This window comes from Frankia sp. RB5, from assembly GCF_059816245.1.
The window spans coordinates 146,301-161,785 of record NZ_JCBATA010000006.1 but is presented as its reverse complement, the minus strand read 5'-3'; the positions used below and the strand labels follow the sequence as shown (position 1 = coordinate 161,785).

The following is a 15,485-nucleotide window of genomic DNA, read 5'->3' as shown; positions in this document are numbered from 1 at the left end:
GCGGCTCCGTCGCGGTGCGGCCCGTGGGTCAGTGGATCAGCGCGCGGGGCGGTTCAGTGTCGTCCCCGCCCCGCCCGCCGTCACGTGTGCCGTGCTGGAGGTCGCCGGGATGCGGTGGGCCACCGAGCAGGCCCGGGTGGAGGCCGTGCTCGGTCGACGGCCGGGTGTCGTCGAGGTCGCGGCGAACCCGACGGCGCAGACCGTGCTTGTGCGGTTCGACCCGAGGCTGACGTCGGCGTCGGAGCTCGCCAGCTGGGTCCGTGACTGCGGGTACCACTGCGCGGGACAGTCGGTGCCGCGCCACGTCTGCGACCCGCTGGCCGAGCCCGTGCCACGGGAGCAGCATCCGGCGGCGCCGGACCGCCATGAGGACAACCTCAGGCACGCCGGCGGCCAGGCCGGGGTCGAGATGGCCACGGCGCACGGTGGGCACGCGCAGCGGGGGGAGCGGGTCGCGTCGCCGCATGAGGCGATGGGCCACGGCGGCCACGGCGGGCACGGTGGGATGTCGATGGCGGCGATGGTCGCCGACATGCGCAACCGGTTCCTGGTCGCGGCGGTGTTCTCGGTGCCGATCCTGCTGTGGTCGACGATCGGGCGCGACGTGCTCGGGTTTCACGTGGCGGCGCCGTTCGGGCTACGTGACGACGTGTTCCAGCTGGTGCTGAGTCTGCCGGTGGTGTTCTGGGCGTCGTGGATCTTCTTCGATGGCGCGGTGCGGGCGGTGCGCGCCCGCACGCTGGACATGATGGTCGCGGTCGCGGTCGCGGTCGCGGTCGCGATCGGCACCGGCTGGGCCTACTCGGCCGTCGTCACGTTGACCGGCGGCGGGGACGTCTTCTACGAGGCGGCCAGCGTTCTGGCGGCGTTCGTGCTGCTGGGACACTGGTTCGAGATGCGCGCTCGTGGCGGCGCGAACGACGCGATCCGTTCCCTGCTTGAGCTGGCGCCCGAGAAGGCGCTGGTCGTGCGGGACGGGGCGACCGTCGAGATCTCGACCTCCGAGGTCGTCGTCGGCGACCTGTTGCTCGTCCGTCCGGGTGGGAAGATCGCCGTGGATGGCGTGGTCGAGTCCGGCGAGTCGGACGTCGACGAGTCGATGGTCACCGGCGAGAGCCTTCCCGTCCACAAGCAGCCCGACACGCAGGTGATCGGGGCGACCCTCAACGCGACCGGCACACTGCGGGTACGCGCCATCAAGGTCGGCGCCGACACCGCCCTGGCGCAGATCGTCGCGCTCGTGCAGGAGGCGCAGAACAGCAAGGCGCCGGGCCAGCGCCTGGCCGACCTGGCCGCCTTCTGGCTGGTGCTCGTGGCGCTGGCCGGTGGGCTCGCCACGCTGCTGGTCTGGCTGTTGGCCACCGACCGGCCCGGGCGGGAGGCGATCCTGTTCGCGATCACGGTCGTCGTCATCACCTGCCCGGACGCCCTCGGCCTGGCCACCCCGACCGCGATCATGGTGGGCACCGGCCTCGGCGCCCGGCGGGGGATCCTGTTCAAGAACGCGGGCGCGCTGGAGACCTCCGCCCGGATCACCACGGTCGTCATGGACAAGACCGGCACCCTGACCAGAGGCGAACCCGCCGTGACCGCCGTTCTGGTCGCGGACGGTGTCGACGAGGGCGAGACGTTGCGGCTGGTCGCGTCGGTGGAGCGGGAGTCCGAGCATCCGCTCGCGGCCGCGGTGGTCAGATATGCGGATGACCGCGGCCGCCCTACGGCCACCGCGGATGGGTTCGTCAACGTTCCAGGGCAGGGCGCGGTCGCGACCGTCGACGGGCACCGGGTCGCCGTCGGCACCCCACGGCTGATGGCGGCCGAAGGAGTCGAGCTGGGCGACCTCGCCGAGCGGGCCGCCGCGCTGGCGGCCGGCGGGCAGACAGCCGTGCTCGTCGCGGTCGACACGCGGCCGGCAGCCGTGATCGGCCTCGCCGACACCCCGCGCCCCACCTCGGCGGCGGCGGTGGCCTCCCTGCTCGAGGCCGGCGTCGAGGTCGTGATGCTCAGCGGCGACAACCAGGCCACCGCCTCGCGGATCGCGCAGGAGCTTGGCATCAGGACCGTCATCGCCGAGGTGCTGCCCGGAGACAAGGCCGCCAGGGTCGCGGAGCTGCAACGCGCCGGCCGGCGGGTCGCGATGGTCGGCGACGGTGTCAACGACGCCCCCGCCCTCGCCCAGGCCGACCTCGGCATCGCGATCGGCGCCGGCACCGACGTCGCGATCGAGACCGCCGACGTCGTCCTCATGCGTTCTGACCCGATCGACGTCCCCGCCGCCCTGCTGATCGGCCGCGGCACCCTGCGCAAGATGCGCCAGAACCTCGGCTGGGCCGTCGGCTACAACGCCATCGCCCTGCCCATCGCCGCCGGCGTCTTCGAACCCGCCACCGGCCTGGTCCTGCGACCCGAGATCGCGGCCCTGTCGATGTCCGGATCCAGCTTCCTCGTCGCCGTCAACGCCCTCCTTCTCAAGGGGCTACGGCTACCCCGCTCGTTGACCACCATGGCGGACCCGCAACCGGCCACCGAAGCGGGGCCCACCGCACCCCCCGTGCCATGACTGAACACCGGCGCCACCGCGCCACCTACGACGCCCTCGTCACAGCCGGCTTTTCACCGTCCGAGGCGCAGCGCAGAAACGAGGAAGAAGATGCCGCCGAGCAGGGCGTAGCCGGCCAGGTTGCGCAGCGAAGGGTGAGAGGTAGCGGCCTGCAGGAGGAAGGAGATCCCGGCGAGCGTGGAGATGGCGCCGCTGGCGATCATCGCCCACTGGCCTCCGAGGTCGCGTCTCACCGTCCTTCACTGACGCCGGGCACCGCACCTCACAACGACTGAGGTCCGGAATCCCGCTCCGAGTGATGACCTAGGGTGATTTTCGTTGCTCTGGGTTCGAAACCGCGAACGCCGCGTCAGGGAATCGGCGACAGCGTCTCGTCTGCATGAGCCTTCCATCTCGGCGCCCCGACTTCTCGGAGCCCTGCCGCGCCCGGGCGACCGGGCGCACGACTCCCCAACGGGTACCCCCCTGGGGTATACCTGGAGAGGTGGGCGAGGTCCTCGAGCCCGATCTGGCCCCATGCCTCGTGGAGTGCACGAGGCGACGGCCCAGGTACCCGAAGGAGCAGGTGCGGGATGAACACCGCTGTAAGACTGACCGCTTTCGGCGCGGCGCTCGCCCTGGTCGTCGCCGGGGCTTACGGCGTCGGTATGGCCGTCGGCCCCGTGACCACGGTCGACGCAGGCGTCGGCACGGCCGAGGCGAGGGACGCTGGGCACGATGACGGCCACGGCGGCACCGCCCAGGCCGCGGCATCGGACCAGCCGGGCGGGCTGGCGTCGAGTGCCGGCGGCTACACCTTCACGCCCACCGACTCGCGCCTGACGCCTGGGCTCCGCGAGGACTTCGCCTTCCGGATTCTCGGGCCGAACGGAGCTCCTGCCACGGCGTTCGACGTCGAACACGACAAGCGGATGCACCTGATCGTGGTGCGCCGCGACGGCACCGGGTTCCAGCATGTGCATCCGGACATGACGCCCGAGGGGACGTGGGTGGTCCCGCTCACCGTGCCCGCCGCCGGCTCCTATCGGGCGTTCGCGGACTTCACCCCCACAGGCGGAGCGGCTACCACGCTGGGGGTCGACCTGACCGCCCCCGGCCTGTTCGAGCCGGTCATCCACGCGCCGACGCGCGTCGCAACGGTGGACGGCTACGAGGTGACGCTCACCGGCGACCTGACCGGCGGGCAGGCCACTTCGCTCACCGTGACGGTCCGGCGGGACGGGCGGCCGGTGACGGATCTGGAGCCCTACCTCGGCGCCTATGGTCACCTGGTCGCGCTGCGCGAGGGAGACCTGGCCTACCTGCACGTGCACCCCGAGGGCGGGCCGGGTGACGAGCACTCGTCACCCGGCCCGGACGTCCAGTTCGTCGCCGAGGTGCCCAGCGCGGGCAGCTATTGGCTGTTCCTGGACTTCCAGCATGGCGGGATCGTCCGCACCGCCGAGTTCACCGTGCCCACCGGACCGGCCGTGCGGGACGCCACCGCCGCACCGCCGCCGACAGGGCACGACAACACCGACCACGGTCACGGATCGCGAGAGGAGGGCTGGCGGCCATGAGTATCACGACGATGAATGCGTCCGACGCCGCGGTGACCGAGATCGAACTCGCGATCGGCGGGATGACCTGCGCGTCCTGCGCGAACCGGATCGAGCGCAAGCTCAACAAGATCGATGGCGTCACCGCCACGGTCAACTACGCCACCGAGAAGGCCCGGGTGAGCGCCCCGGGCGGCGTCGACCCAGCCGTGCTGGTGGCCCAGGTCGAGGCGGCCGGCTACACCGCCGAACTGCCCCGACCCCAGGCGGCCGAACCGGCGGCCGGCGAACCCGACACCGAGTCGGACTCGACCCGCCCGCTGCGTCAGCGCCTGGTGGCGAGCGCGGTGCTGGCGGTTCCGGTGATCGCGATGGCGATGGTCCCGGCGCTGCAGTTCACGAACTGGCAGTGGTTCTCTCTTGCGCTCGCAAGTCCCGTCGTGACCTGGGCCGCCTGGCCGTTCCACCGGGCTGCCTGGACCAATCTTCGGCATGGGGCGGCAACGATGGACACCTTGATCTCGATCGGTGTCAGCGCCGCCTTCGTGTGGTCGCTGTACGCGTTGCAGTTCGGCACCGCCGGGGAGCCGGGGATGGTGCACCCGTTCGAGCTGACCATCGCTCGCGGCGACGGGACGGGCAACATCTACCTGGAGGTCGCCGCCGGGGTCACCACGTTCATCCTCGCCGGCCGCTACTTCGAGGCGCGCGCGAAGCGGCGGGCCGGCGCGGCGCTGCGGGCACTGCTCGAACTCGGTGCCAAGGACGTCACGGTCCTGCGCGACGGTACCGAGACGCGGATCCCGATCGGCCAGCTAGCCGTCGGTGACCGGTTCGTCGTCCGGCCGGGCGAGCGGATAGCCACCGACGGCGCGGTCGAAGAAGGCGCGTCCGCCGTCGACGCCTCCATGCTGACCGGCGAGTCCGTTCCGGTCGAGGTGGAACCAGGCGACGCGGTGACCGGCTCGACGGTGAACGCCGGTGGGCGGTTGATCGTGCGCGCCACCCGGGTCGGCGCCGACACACAGCTGGCTCAGATGGCGAAGCTCGTCGAGGACGCCCAGAACGGCAAGGCCGCCGCGCAGCGGCTCGCCGACCGGATCTCCGGCGTGTTCGTGCCGGTCGTCATCGCCCTGGCCGCCGCCACCCTGGCGTTCTGGCTCGGGGCGGGGGCCGGCGCGGCAGCGGCGTTCACCGCCGCGGTCGCCGTCCTGATCATCGCCTGCCCATGCGCACTCGGGCTGGCCACGCCTACCGCGCTGCTGGTCGGCACGGGGCGGGGCGCACAGCTCGGCATTCTGATCAAGGGCCCCGAGGTACTGGAGTCCACCCGCCGGGTCGACACGATCGTGCTCGACAAGACCGGCACGGTCACGACCGGCCAGATGAGCCTCGTCGAGGTCCACGTCGCCGCCGGCGTCGACGAAACCGAGGTGCTGCGCCTGGCCGGCGCACTGGAGAACGCCTCCGAGCACCCGATCGCCGCCGCGATCGCGCGCGGGGCCCGCGACCGGGTCGGCGACCTGCCCGACGTCGAACAGTTCAGCAACGTCGAAGGACTCGGAGTCCACGGGGTCGTCGACGGGCATGCCGTACTCGTCGGGCGCTCAACGCTCCTGGCGGACTGGAGCCAGCCCCTGCCGCCAGAGCTCGTCACCGCCAAGGCCACCGCCGAGGCGGGTGGCCGCACCGCCGTCGCCGTCGCCTGGGACGGCCAAGCCCGCGCCGTGCTCGTCGTCGCGGACGTCGTGAAGCCGACCTCGGCACGAGCCGTCGCCCAGCTACGCCGGCTGGGGCTGACTCCGGTGTTGCTTACCGGCGACAACACGACGGTGGCCCGCGCCGTCGCCGCGGAAGTCGGCATCGAAGCCAGCCCGGACACCGTCATCGCGCAGGTGCTGCCCGCCGACAAGGTCGACGTGGTCAAGCGGCTGCAAACCGAGGGCAGAGTCGTCGCGATGGTAGGCGACGGCGTCAACGACGCCCCCGCGCTCGCGCAGGCCGACCTCGGACTGGCCATGGGCACCGGCACCGACGTCGCGATCGAAGCCAGCGACCTCACCCTGGTACGCGGCGACCTACGCACCGCGGTCGACGCCATCCGGCTGTCCCGCCGAACCCTGGCGACGATCAGGGGAAATCTGTTCTGGGCGTTCGCCTACAACCTCGCGGCGCTGCCCCTGGCCGCGGCGGGCCTGCTGAACCCGATGATCGCGGGCGCGTCCATGGCATTCAGCTCGGTGTTCGTCGTCGCCAACAGCCTGCGGCTGCGGCGGTTCGCCGCACAGGTCGACGACCCGCCAGCCACGACAGCGGCTCCCGTACCCCGGTCCCGCGAAGAAGCTGAAACGGCATCGGCTGAGGTTGTTCGATGACGGCGCTGCCTCGCGGCCGGTGGTTCATGGAAGGGGTCCCAGGCCGGCCTCCGATCGGGTCAGATGAGAAACGCGCGCATGACCACCGACCAAGATTTCTACCTGGTGCTCGGGGTCGACCCCTCGGCCTCGGCCAGCCAGATCACGCGCGCCTACCGCACGCTGATACGCCGCCATCACCCGGACACCCGGATGCCTGTGCGGAAGACCGGCCAGCCGATCTCGGTGCGCCAGGCGGACTCGTCGGCGGTGTCGGGTGGGCCGACGAGGTAGGTTTCGCGGACTGGGCCGGCGACGGCGAGAGCGTGCTCCGCGACGTAGGTGCCGAGGGCGCCGTAGGTGACGTCGATGTCGTCGTGCGGCCCGTGATGCACGGTGACGGCGAGTTCGGCGGCCGGTACGACGAAGGGCCGTACTCGCCCGATGGCCGGCGCGGTTGCGGTGACTGGCACGTAGACGGTGGCGCTTCCCCGCTCGTGGGTGAACAGGGCGTTGTCGTAAAGCCCACCGGGCGGGCCCGACTGGCTGAGGCAGGCGTCGGCCAACGCCGCGTCGAGTTCGGTCATCGCGCCGTCGTACCAGCGCAGGATCTCCTCCTGGTCCACCATCGCCTGGACCGCGGCCGTCGACTGGGCCGCCGATGTTCGTAGCTCCACCTGGAGCGGCGGCGACGCGGGTCCGAGAAGCCGCCGCAGCGATGTCACCGCGGCGCGGGTCGTGTCGAGCTGGCGTTCGAGCCGCCGCAGGTGCTCGCTGATCAGAGCGCTTCGGGCCTCGGGTTCAGGGGTCGCGAGGATCGCTTTGATCTCTCTGACGGGCATGTCGAGTTCGCGGAAGCGGTGGATGACCTGCGCGTTGGGCACCTGAGCCGTCGAGTAGTAGCGGTACCCGGTCGACTCGTCGACCCGGTCGGGCTCCAGGAGCCCGACCTCGTGGTAACGGCGCAGCATCTTCACACTCAGGTGGGTGATCTGGGAGAACTCGCCGATCGTCAGGCCAGCGCGCATGAACACACTCTGAACTCTCCCCAGGGGGGAGGGGCAAGTCGTGAGACAGGACCGGGCCCGTTTGACCCTCCCCAGGGGGGAGGGCCGATGGTGGCGCTGCGCCTGGACGGGCGCCTCGGTCGAGGCGCCGCTGGCGGTGTACGAGGAGGTACCTGTGGCCCCGCCCATTCCTGTGGCGCCGTCCGGCAGCCTGGCACTGCCGGCCGCGGTCGAGCGTTACGTCGCGGCGAGTAACACGCATGACCGCGCCGCACTCCTCGCGACGTTCGCGCCGGACTGTTCGGTGACCGACGCCGGCCGCGAGTTCCGGGGTGCCGAGGAGATCGGCGGCTGGCTGGACCGCGAGATCATCAGCGCGTCGGTGACGATGAAGGTCATCGCGGCGTCCGAGCACCACGGGGAGATCGTCCTGCGCGCGGTGATCGACGGCGTGTTCGACCGGACGGGGCTGCCGGACCCGCTGATCCTCACGTTCCGCTTCACGGTCCGCGAAGACCGGATCGTCCGGATGATCATCAGCCTCGACGAGACGGACCCGCGATGACCGTCATCGACGACTCGCTCGCCGGCAGGCGCGCGCTCGTGACCGGAGGGACCCGGGGCGCCGGCGACGCGATCGTCGCGCGGCTCGCCGATGCCGGCGCCACCGTGCTCACGACGGCACGCGCCGTCCCCCGCGGGCATCAGGACCCGAGCCGGATCGTCATCGCCGACCTCGCCATGCCGGAGGGGGTACACGCAGTTGTCAACGAGGTGCGCAAACGGCTAGGAGCGGTGGACATCCTGGTCAACTGCGTTGGCGGCTCGCACGCGAAGCCGGGCGGCTTCGCCGCGCTCAGCGACGACGACTGGCAGGCGGAGCTGGATCTCAACCTGCTCGCCGCCGTCCGGCTCGACCGGGCGCTACTGCCCGCGATGCTCGACGCAGGTCGGGGCGCCGTCGTCCACGTCTCGTCGATCCAGCGTCGGATGCCGCTGTACGACGCGACGCTCGGCTATGCAGCAGCGAAGGCCGCGCTCACCACCTACAGCAAGGGCCTCGCGAACGAGGTCGGCCCACGTGGGATACGGGTCAACTCGGTCGCGCCGGGTTTCATCCGGACCTCCAGCGCCGAGGCGCTCGTCGACCGGCTCGCGCAGGCCGCAGGCATCGACCATGATGCCGCGCTCGGCCAGCTCATGGACTCCTTGGGCGGCATCCCGATCGGCCGCCCGGCCCAGCCCGCCGAGGTCGCCGAGCTGGTCGCCTTCCTCGTCTCCGACCGGGCGGCGTCCATCAACGGCGCGGAGTATGTCATCGACGGGGGAACCACCCCGACGGTCTGAGCGGGACAGTTCCGCCGGCCGTCCTGCCGTCTCGTGACAGGCATCGGCAGGCCGTCGCGGAGGGGACGCTGGCCGGCTGGTCGTGAGGTGACACACCGATACATTTCGCTCGGCGAATACCCCGGTGAGTCAGCATCACGCCTACCGACACGTCGCCTGGGTTCCCGACGATCTTTGACACTCGCCTGGCAATTGCCGGGTAAGCGGATCCGGCGGGCAGCCTGGCTAAGCCGCGGACGAACGCCCCGGTGGTCAGCTCGGGGAGGACGGCCGATGGCGGCTGATCCTCGCCGGTCAACCGTCCCGGTGCAGTACTCGCTGCGCGCCACGTTGAGAGACCGACACGGGCAGTAACTGGCAGCGTCTATCGCGGTGTCGGGTGTGGATGCGTCGTCTCCACGCGGTTGCGTCCGCCGCTTTTGGCCCGGTACAGCGCGGAGTCGGCGACTTCGACCAGGGTTTTCACGATCAGAAACGGGTCGGGCTGGGCAGAGCCGACCACGATGTTCGCCGGGTTGATGTCCCGATGTATCACTCCCCGGCGGTGTATCCCCGCCACGGCCCGCGCGAGCAGTTCGGCCAGCTCGAACAGTTCGGTCGGATCGCGCGGAATGGTCTGCCGGGCCAGCGCAGTGCCGCCGACATCGGCCAGGAGGAGCGCTGCAGGGCTGGTGGGCACCCCGGCCGCCAGCTGCACGACCCCCTCGACCCCCGGACAGCCGCTCGAGGATCTCTCTCTCTCTCTCTCTCATGCCGCAACCGGTGCTGAGCCCCCGGCCCCAGAAACTCCTTCTGGATCACGCTCTGACCGGGGGACACCAGCCGAGTCACCCGGGTCCGCTCCGACTCGTGGAGCAGCTCGATCCGCGAGGCCACCGGCGGATCGCGACCTGGAGACAGGCGTTCAGGACACATCGGCCAACCCCACCACCCGTGATGTACGACCTACATGTCCAGTCTGCCCAGTCGTGGCGACGCCAACTGTGGGGTGCCGGAAGTCTGCTCGGGCCTGTGACCTGGGCCGACGGCGGCTTCTCCGCCACCTGGCACGCACCGTCGACGAACCATCCGGTGGTGCTCTGCTGCGTTTCACGTCATTTAATGACCTGGAACATCAGATACACGCCTCCGGTTGCGCCAACCCAACCAGGTGGTAATAGTCGCGGGTCGTCAACCTCGACATCACCCATGGTCCGTCCACAAACTTCTCCGGACTGGCCCAACCATCCGCGCGGATCGGCGGCCGTGGCACCCGCCCGAGAGGTAGCTCCACCACACCCGATCACCCTTCTCGCCATTTCCGCAGGTCAGCCCCCATGGCCGCCGCCCGCTCGGCCCCCTGATGCCGACAATGTCCCTATTTATTGACAGATAGACGGATGTCCGTGACACTCTCCCTGACGCAGTCCCGACACTGAGCGCTACGTGGCCCTCCGGGATTGTTTCTGCCCCGTGCGTGCAGCGTGAGAATCCGTCTCCCGGGCGCGCCGGGGGCACTGCGCCGCGAGGCGGGTAAGGCCTCATCCCCGGAGACCTGTCCCGGTCGGTCGGCGCCACATCAGCGCAGATGATCGGAGAAACACTGAGCATGCGCAGCTTCACCAGGCGGTTTGCCGCGGCGGCCATACTGGCCCTCACCTGGACCTCATCCGGACTGCTCGCCGGATCGGCGTCGGCGGAGACCGCAACCAGCTGCCCACCGGCGAGCACGCTGGCGTCGACCGGGTACTCCACCACGGTCAGCGGCGACCTCTACCTGCTGGACATCAACCGGCTGAAGGTCACCGGAACGGTGCCCGGCTTCGTCGGCGCGGCCAACGGCTACGTGTCCCGCGACGGCAGGTCTGTCTACATCGACAACTGGGGCGCCGGCGCCGTCCAGGTACTGAACGCCTGTACCAGGCAGGTCACGACGACCATCAACACCAATGGTCGGGTTCTGGGTGTGATGAGCCCGGATGGTCGTTACCTCTACGAGGTCGGTTACCAGGGCCTGTTCGAGACGGGCCAGGACACCACCCTCTACGTCATCGACACGACGACGAACGCGATCGTGCGCACCTGGCCGGTCAAGGACGCGTTCGCCGTCACCGTCAGCCCGGACGGCCGCAAGCTGTACGTCGGCGGCGTGAACGAGGTCTACGTCTTCGACACCGCCGGCCACCAGCTCGGCACGCTGTCCACCGGCTACCTCCCCGAGTGGCTGGCGATCACTCCGGACGGGACGACCCTGGTCTCCTCCAACTACGACGGGACGGCGACCCTCACCCGGCTCGCCACCGGCACCCGTGTCGCGACCATCAACTACGGCGAGAAGAGCGCGCCCGAGTACGTCACCATCACCCCGGACGGCACACAGGCCTGGGTCACCCTCGGCATCGGTGGCGTCGGCGTGATCAACCTGGCCACCAACACCTCGAAGGTCCTGCCGACCAGCGGCATGGCCCTCACGGTGAGCTTCTCCCGTGACAGTCAGAAGGCCTTCGTCACCGAGGCTGGCCCGAACACGGTGAACACCGACGGCATCGCGGCCAGCGAGCGGATGGTGTCCGGCACCTGGCACCCCGGCCCCGGCAACGTCCGCGTCTTCTCCGTCCCGACCCAGAGGGTGCTCGCCACGATCACCACCGGCGAGTTCCCCGGCGTCGTCGCCATCAAGCCCTGACCGCCACACCCTGACCGCCACACCCTGACAACCGCAACCCGGCGGTGGTGGGACGCCCGCGCGGCGCCCCACCACCGCCGGTGACCGGAGCTGGAGACAGGACCGTTGTAGGGCAGGTAGCCATACAACCGTGCAGGGCAGACACCGTCGACACAGATCAGCCCTGGAATGCGCGGATCGACCGGAGCCGACCCGACGACTCCGCGTGACGCGAACGATTCGTGACGCAACCGACGTTCGTGACCCCCCACCCTCGGGCCAGCACTTCCGCTCCGTCCGAGGACGCCATCGCTTGCGCCCGTGACAAACGGCCCTCCGACGGCGCGACGGCCGGGAGCAGGCCGGTCCCGAGGTCGGCACGGACAGCCGCCAGTACGTCGCGCTCGCCCCGGCCCCCTCGACACCTCCCCCGACTTCCGTGCGACCCGATACGCATATCCCAGCTAGCCACCCTGAAGGTGGCGTGTCGGTCGAAAAGCAATTTATTGCCCCATATAGGACATCCTCAACACACTTCCGACTGACGCAGCGCGGACACGAGAGCTACCCGACGGCTCTTCGGGCGACCGGCGACCCCCAGAGCCGGCCCGAGACCAGGGCTCCGCCAAGGTCGCCCGTCGCGCGCAGACGATCGGAGGATCACCGAAGATGCTCAAGATCAACAAGGGACTGCTTGCCGCGGCCTCGTTAGCCCTGGCCTGCGTGGCCACGGGACCGTTCACCGGGACCGCGTCGGCGGCCCCGTGCCCGCCCCCCGCGACCGGGTACTCGACCAGTTTCGACGGCCACCTCTACTCCGTCGACCTCAACCAGCTGAAGATCAGCGGAACGATCTCCGGGTTCGACGGCTCGTCGAACAGCTACGTCTCCCACGACGGCAGGTCGGTGTACGTCGACAACTGGGGTGCCGGCACCGTCCAGGTGATGGATACCTGCACCCGGCAGATCACCGCGTCCATCAACGTCAACGGCCCGGTCCTCGGCGCGACCAGCCCCGACGGACGCTACCTCTACGAGGCCGGCTACCAGGGCCTGTTCGAGACGGGCCGGGATACGACCCTCTACGTCATCGACAGCACGACCAACACCATCGTGCGCTCCTGGCCGGTGAAGGACTCCTTCGCCGTTACCGTGAGCCCCGACGGCAAGAAGGTGTACGTTGCCGGCGTCGACGACGTCGTCGTCTACGACACCGCGGGAAACCGGCTGGACTCGCTCGCCACCGGGCACCTGCCCGAGTGGATCTCGATCACTCCGAACGGCAGACTGCTGGTCTCGGGCAACTACGACGGCACCGTCACCGTCACGAACCTCGCCACCAGGGCCCGCCTGGCCACCGTTGACTTCGGCGCCACAAGCGCGCCCGAGTACGTCGCCGTCACCCCGGACGGCACGCAGGCCTGGGTCACCCTCGGCATCGGCGGCGTCGGCGTCATCAACCTGACCACCTTCGCCGCCAAGGTCCTGCCGACCAGCGGCATGGCGCTCACGGTGACCTTCTCCACCGACGGCCAGCGCGCCTACGTCACCGAGGGCGGTCCGAACACCGTCAACGACGACGGTGTCGACGCCACCGCCCGGGCGGTTTCCGGCCAGTGGCACCCCGGCCCGGGCAACATCCGGGTCTTCCACGTTCCGACCCAGCGGGTGATCAGGACGATCCAGGCCGGCGAGTTCCCCGGCAACGTCGCCTTCCAGCCCTGACCATGCACGCGGCGACCTGACAACTGTCGCTGACAACTGTCGCTGACAACTGTCGCTGACAACTGTCGCCAGGTGAGCTCACCAGGTGGGGGTGGAGCCCGGGTGGCTCCACCCCCACCTGCTTTCAGCCCCAGCCGGCCGACAGAGCGGCGCCGCCAACAGTGGAACACTTCGACCACACCCGTTCGCCCCGAACGTACGGGGAGAATCTGGCGGCGCTGGTGGGTCCGGACCGCTGCGGCGCGCTGCGGCGTCGCTGGCCAGGAGGAGGTCCCTGCCCGTGGAGCTGCGTCAGCTGCGGTACTTCGTCACCGTGGCGGAGGAACAGCACTTCGGACATGCCGCCGCACGGCTCAACATCGGCCAGCCCGCCGTCAGCCAGCAGGTTCGGCGTCTGGAGCGGGAGCTCGGGGTCGAACTGTTCGACCGTTCTCCGCGGCATGTGCGTCTGACCGCTGCCGGTGAGGTCCTTCTTCCCGAGGCGCGCGCCGTCCTTGCCGCCGAGGACCGCGCGCTGGCCGTCGCCGCCCGGCTCGCCAACGAGTACACCGGAACGCTGCGGCTGGGCACGAGCAGGGGGCTGGGGGGTCGTCTGGAGATCGTGCTCGAACAGATCAGGCACCGCGCCCCTCACCTCGCGGTGGAACTGGTAGGGGAGCCGACGCAGCAGCGGCTGGACCGGGTCGCGGCCGGCACGCTCGACGCGACCTTCGTGCGTGGCACCACCACCGGCCCCGCGCACCGGGCCATCCCCGTGTGGCAGGAACCGCTGGTCGTCGCGCTGCCCGCCCGGCATGAGCTCGGCAGGCGAAGCGACGTCGCGCTCGCGGATCTCGCGCACCTCCCGCTGGGCCTGGTACCCCGCCGGCGCAACCCCGTCCTGGTCGACCTGGTCATCCGGGCCTGCCACGACGCCGGGTTCCAGCCGGTGCCGAGCCCGCTCACCGGCACCCTTGAGGACACGCTCGCCACCATCGGTTCCGGCGCGCCGCTGTGGACCGTGCTGTATGCGGCGCACGCGCGGCAGCTGCGTGCCAGCAGGGTCTCCTTCCGGCCGGTCCGTGGTCGTCCGCTGTCAATGACCACGGCGTTGTGGGTGCGCGCCGCCGTCCCGACGCAGGTGCTGCCCCTGCTGCTCGGCGCCTGTGCGGCGGCGGCCAGCCATCACGACTCCTGATGGCTGTCATGCTCAAGTGCGACTTGGCACGTGGTCGGCGCGGAGATGGACTGGACGCTGCCGGTAAGGCTCGCGGCCTTGTCCGGTGCCGTCCTGTTCACCACCTCCAGACTGGAGAGCGTTCATGCCGATCGTGACCGTGCAGCAGAGCCCGCGCACCGTCGAACTCAAGCGTCAGCTGGTGGAACGCATCACCGACGCGTTCGTCGACGCGTACCAGATCCCGGCCGAGACCGTCCAGGTCTGGATCCAGGAAGTGCCTGCGGACAGCTGGGGTGCCGCGGGCAAGCTCACCGCCGACCTCTGAGACCGGGGCAGCGCGCCCGGCGGCCCGGCCCGGTCCGTCGGGCGCGCGAGAGGCCCGTCCGGGCGACCCGCGCCTGCGTCCTTGGCAGGTAGGGGATGTCCCGATGTTACAGGTTCGCCATCACAGCCGTCGATCAGATGATCTGGGGCAGCATGTTCTGTTCGCTGCCCTTGCGCCATTCCACGAGAAGGATCGTGGCGTCGTCCTGGAGCTGCCTTCTCTGGTGGGCGAGCACCGCGAGTCGCAGTCGGCGCAGCGTCTCGGGCACGGGTAGGCCGCTGGCGTCCTGGCGCCGCAGGAAATCGGCCAGGCGCTCGGTGGTGAAGAACTCTCCGTCGGGGGTGCGCGCTTCGATGACGCCGTCGGTGTAGAGCAGGACGCGGTCAGCTGGCCTGCGTGCCCCGGAGACGGGCGAACGCCGTCCCGAGGCAGCTGAGCTCCCCGCCGCGTCCCAGTTCCTCAAACCTCCGGCCGCCGTGATATCGCGAAGCCTTCCGCAACGAACTACGATCAGGGAATGCAGCCTGGCCGCGAAGACCAGAAGGTGCCCGAAAAGAACACGGCGCGCCAAGAACGTCGGGATCCCGAGAAACTGGTCGAACAGATGCTGATATGGTTTGGGATAGTTCCTGATGACCATGAGAGTGAGTAACTTCACTTTTCCGCCGCAGGCTTCTTGTGTATTTCGGGTGACACATTGTCGGACTAGTGCAGCATATGCCCTGATGTTCACGCATGAGCCCGGCCGGCCCTGTCTCGGATGAGCCGGGTCGGCGCGAGCGCGCGGCCACGGCGAGCGCCACGTCGAAGGACCGCCCGCATCCGG

General features: G+C 70.1%; 14 protein-coding genes. 10 read left to right on the top strand and 4 right to left on the bottom strand.

Going from position 1 to position 15,485, the window contains the following annotated elements; genetic code table 11:
• Window positions 1-31 precede the first annotated feature (31 nt).
• A complete protein-coding gene (locus tag AC6EXY_RS05005) occupies window positions 32-2,560 on the top strand; it encodes a heavy metal translocating P-type ATPase (RefSeq protein WP_499818775.1) in 2,529 nt (842 codons plus the stop codon).
• Between the two features lie 53 nt (window positions 2,561-2,613).
• Here the strand turns inward: AC6EXY_RS05005 and AC6EXY_RS05000 are convergent, their stop codons facing one another.
• Window positions 2,614-2,793, bottom strand: coding sequence for a hypothetical protein (locus AC6EXY_RS05000; RefSeq protein WP_207770592.1), 180 nt, complete (start codon window positions 2,791-2,793; stop codon window positions 2,614-2,616).
• A 339-nt stretch (window positions 2,794-3,132) separates the two neighbouring features.
• Between AC6EXY_RS05000 and AC6EXY_RS04995 the strand changes: the two genes are divergently transcribed.
• The 3 genes from AC6EXY_RS04995 (at window position 3,133) to AC6EXY_RS04985 (ending at window position 6,746) form a co-directional block, all read left to right on the top strand.
• Window positions 3,133-4,119: a DUF8832 domain-containing protein gene (locus AC6EXY_RS04995; protein WP_101836082.1), complete on the top strand. Its 987-nt coding sequence runs from the start codon at window positions 3,133-3,135 to the stop codon at window positions 4,117-4,119.
• 11 nt (window positions 4,120-4,130) lie between these two features.
• Entirely contained in the window at window positions 4,131-6,473 is a 2,343-nt protein-coding gene (locus tag AC6EXY_RS04990) for a heavy metal translocating P-type ATPase (protein WP_101836101.1), read from the top strand.
• A 63-nt stretch (window positions 6,474-6,536) separates the two neighbouring features.
• Window positions 6,537-6,746, top strand: a complete 210-nt coding sequence (locus AC6EXY_RS04985) for a J domain-containing protein (protein WP_423748173.1) — start codon at window positions 6,537-6,539, stop codon at window positions 6,744-6,746.
• Here the strand turns inward: AC6EXY_RS04985 and AC6EXY_RS04980 are convergent.
• Window positions 6,650-7,480 carry a MerR family transcriptional regulator gene (locus tag AC6EXY_RS04980; protein WP_101836099.1) on the bottom strand — a complete coding sequence of 277 codons (831 nt, stop codon included), beginning with the start codon at window positions 7,478-7,480 and terminating at the stop codon, window positions 6,650-6,652. The genes AC6EXY_RS04985 and AC6EXY_RS04980 overlap by 97 nt on opposite strands.
• A gap of 154 nt (window positions 7,481-7,634) precedes the next feature.
• On the opposite strand from AC6EXY_RS04980, the gene AC6EXY_RS04975 reads away from it, so the two are divergent.
• Window positions 7,635-8,024 carry a nuclear transport factor 2 family protein gene (locus AC6EXY_RS04975; RefSeq protein WP_165818674.1) on the top strand — a complete coding sequence of 130 codons (390 nt, stop codon included), beginning with the start codon at window positions 7,635-7,637 and terminating at the stop codon, window positions 8,022-8,024.
• Complete coding sequence (locus tag AC6EXY_RS04970; RefSeq protein ID WP_101836077.1) at window positions 8,021-8,806, top strand: SDR family oxidoreductase; 786 nt, start codon at window positions 8,021-8,023, stop codon at window positions 8,804-8,806. The genes AC6EXY_RS04975 and AC6EXY_RS04970 overlap by 4 nt, the downstream gene beginning before the upstream one ends.
• Before the next feature lie 364 nt (window positions 8,807-9,170).
• Here AC6EXY_RS04970 and AC6EXY_RS04965 read toward each other — a convergent pair whose 3' ends face one another.
• A complete protein-coding gene (locus AC6EXY_RS04965; protein WP_101836075.1) occupies window positions 9,171-9,503 on the bottom strand; it encodes a hypothetical protein in 333 nt (110 codons plus the stop codon).
• A gap of 870 nt (window positions 9,504-10,373) precedes the next feature.
• Here AC6EXY_RS04965 and AC6EXY_RS04960 point away from each other — a divergent pair.
• The 4 genes from AC6EXY_RS04960 to dmpI all read left to right on the top strand — a co-directional run bounded on the left by AC6EXY_RS04960 (window position 10,374) and on the right by dmpI (window position 14,659).
• A complete protein-coding gene (locus AC6EXY_RS04960) occupies window positions 10,374-11,471 on the top strand; it encodes a beta-propeller fold lactonase family protein (protein ID WP_133150900.1) in 1,098 nt (365 codons plus the stop codon).
• A 648-nt stretch (window positions 11,472-12,119) separates the two neighbouring features.
• Window positions 12,120-13,175 (top strand): YncE family protein, encoded by a 1,056-nt coding sequence (locus AC6EXY_RS04955; protein ID WP_101836072.1) that lies wholly within the window; start codon window positions 12,120-12,122, stop codon window positions 13,173-13,175.
• 280 nt (window positions 13,176-13,455) lie between these two features.
• Window positions 13,456-14,352, top strand: a complete 897-nt coding sequence (locus AC6EXY_RS04950) for a LysR family transcriptional regulator (RefSeq protein ID WP_499816711.1) — start codon at window positions 13,456-13,458, stop codon at window positions 14,350-14,352.
• Window positions 14,353-14,476: 124 nt separating this feature from the next.
• Window positions 14,477-14,659, top strand: a complete 183-nt coding sequence (gene dmpI / locus AC6EXY_RS04945; RefSeq protein ID WP_101836068.1) for a 4-oxalocrotonate tautomerase DmpI — start codon at window positions 14,477-14,479, stop codon at window positions 14,657-14,659.
• A gap of 133 nt (window positions 14,660-14,792) precedes the next feature.
• Here the strand turns inward: dmpI and AC6EXY_RS04940 are convergent, their stop codons facing one another.
• Entirely contained in the window at window positions 14,793-15,299 is a 507-nt protein-coding gene (locus AC6EXY_RS04940; protein ID WP_499816713.1) for a SpoIIE family protein phosphatase, read from the bottom strand.
• Window positions 15,300-15,485: the final 186 nt, after the last annotated feature.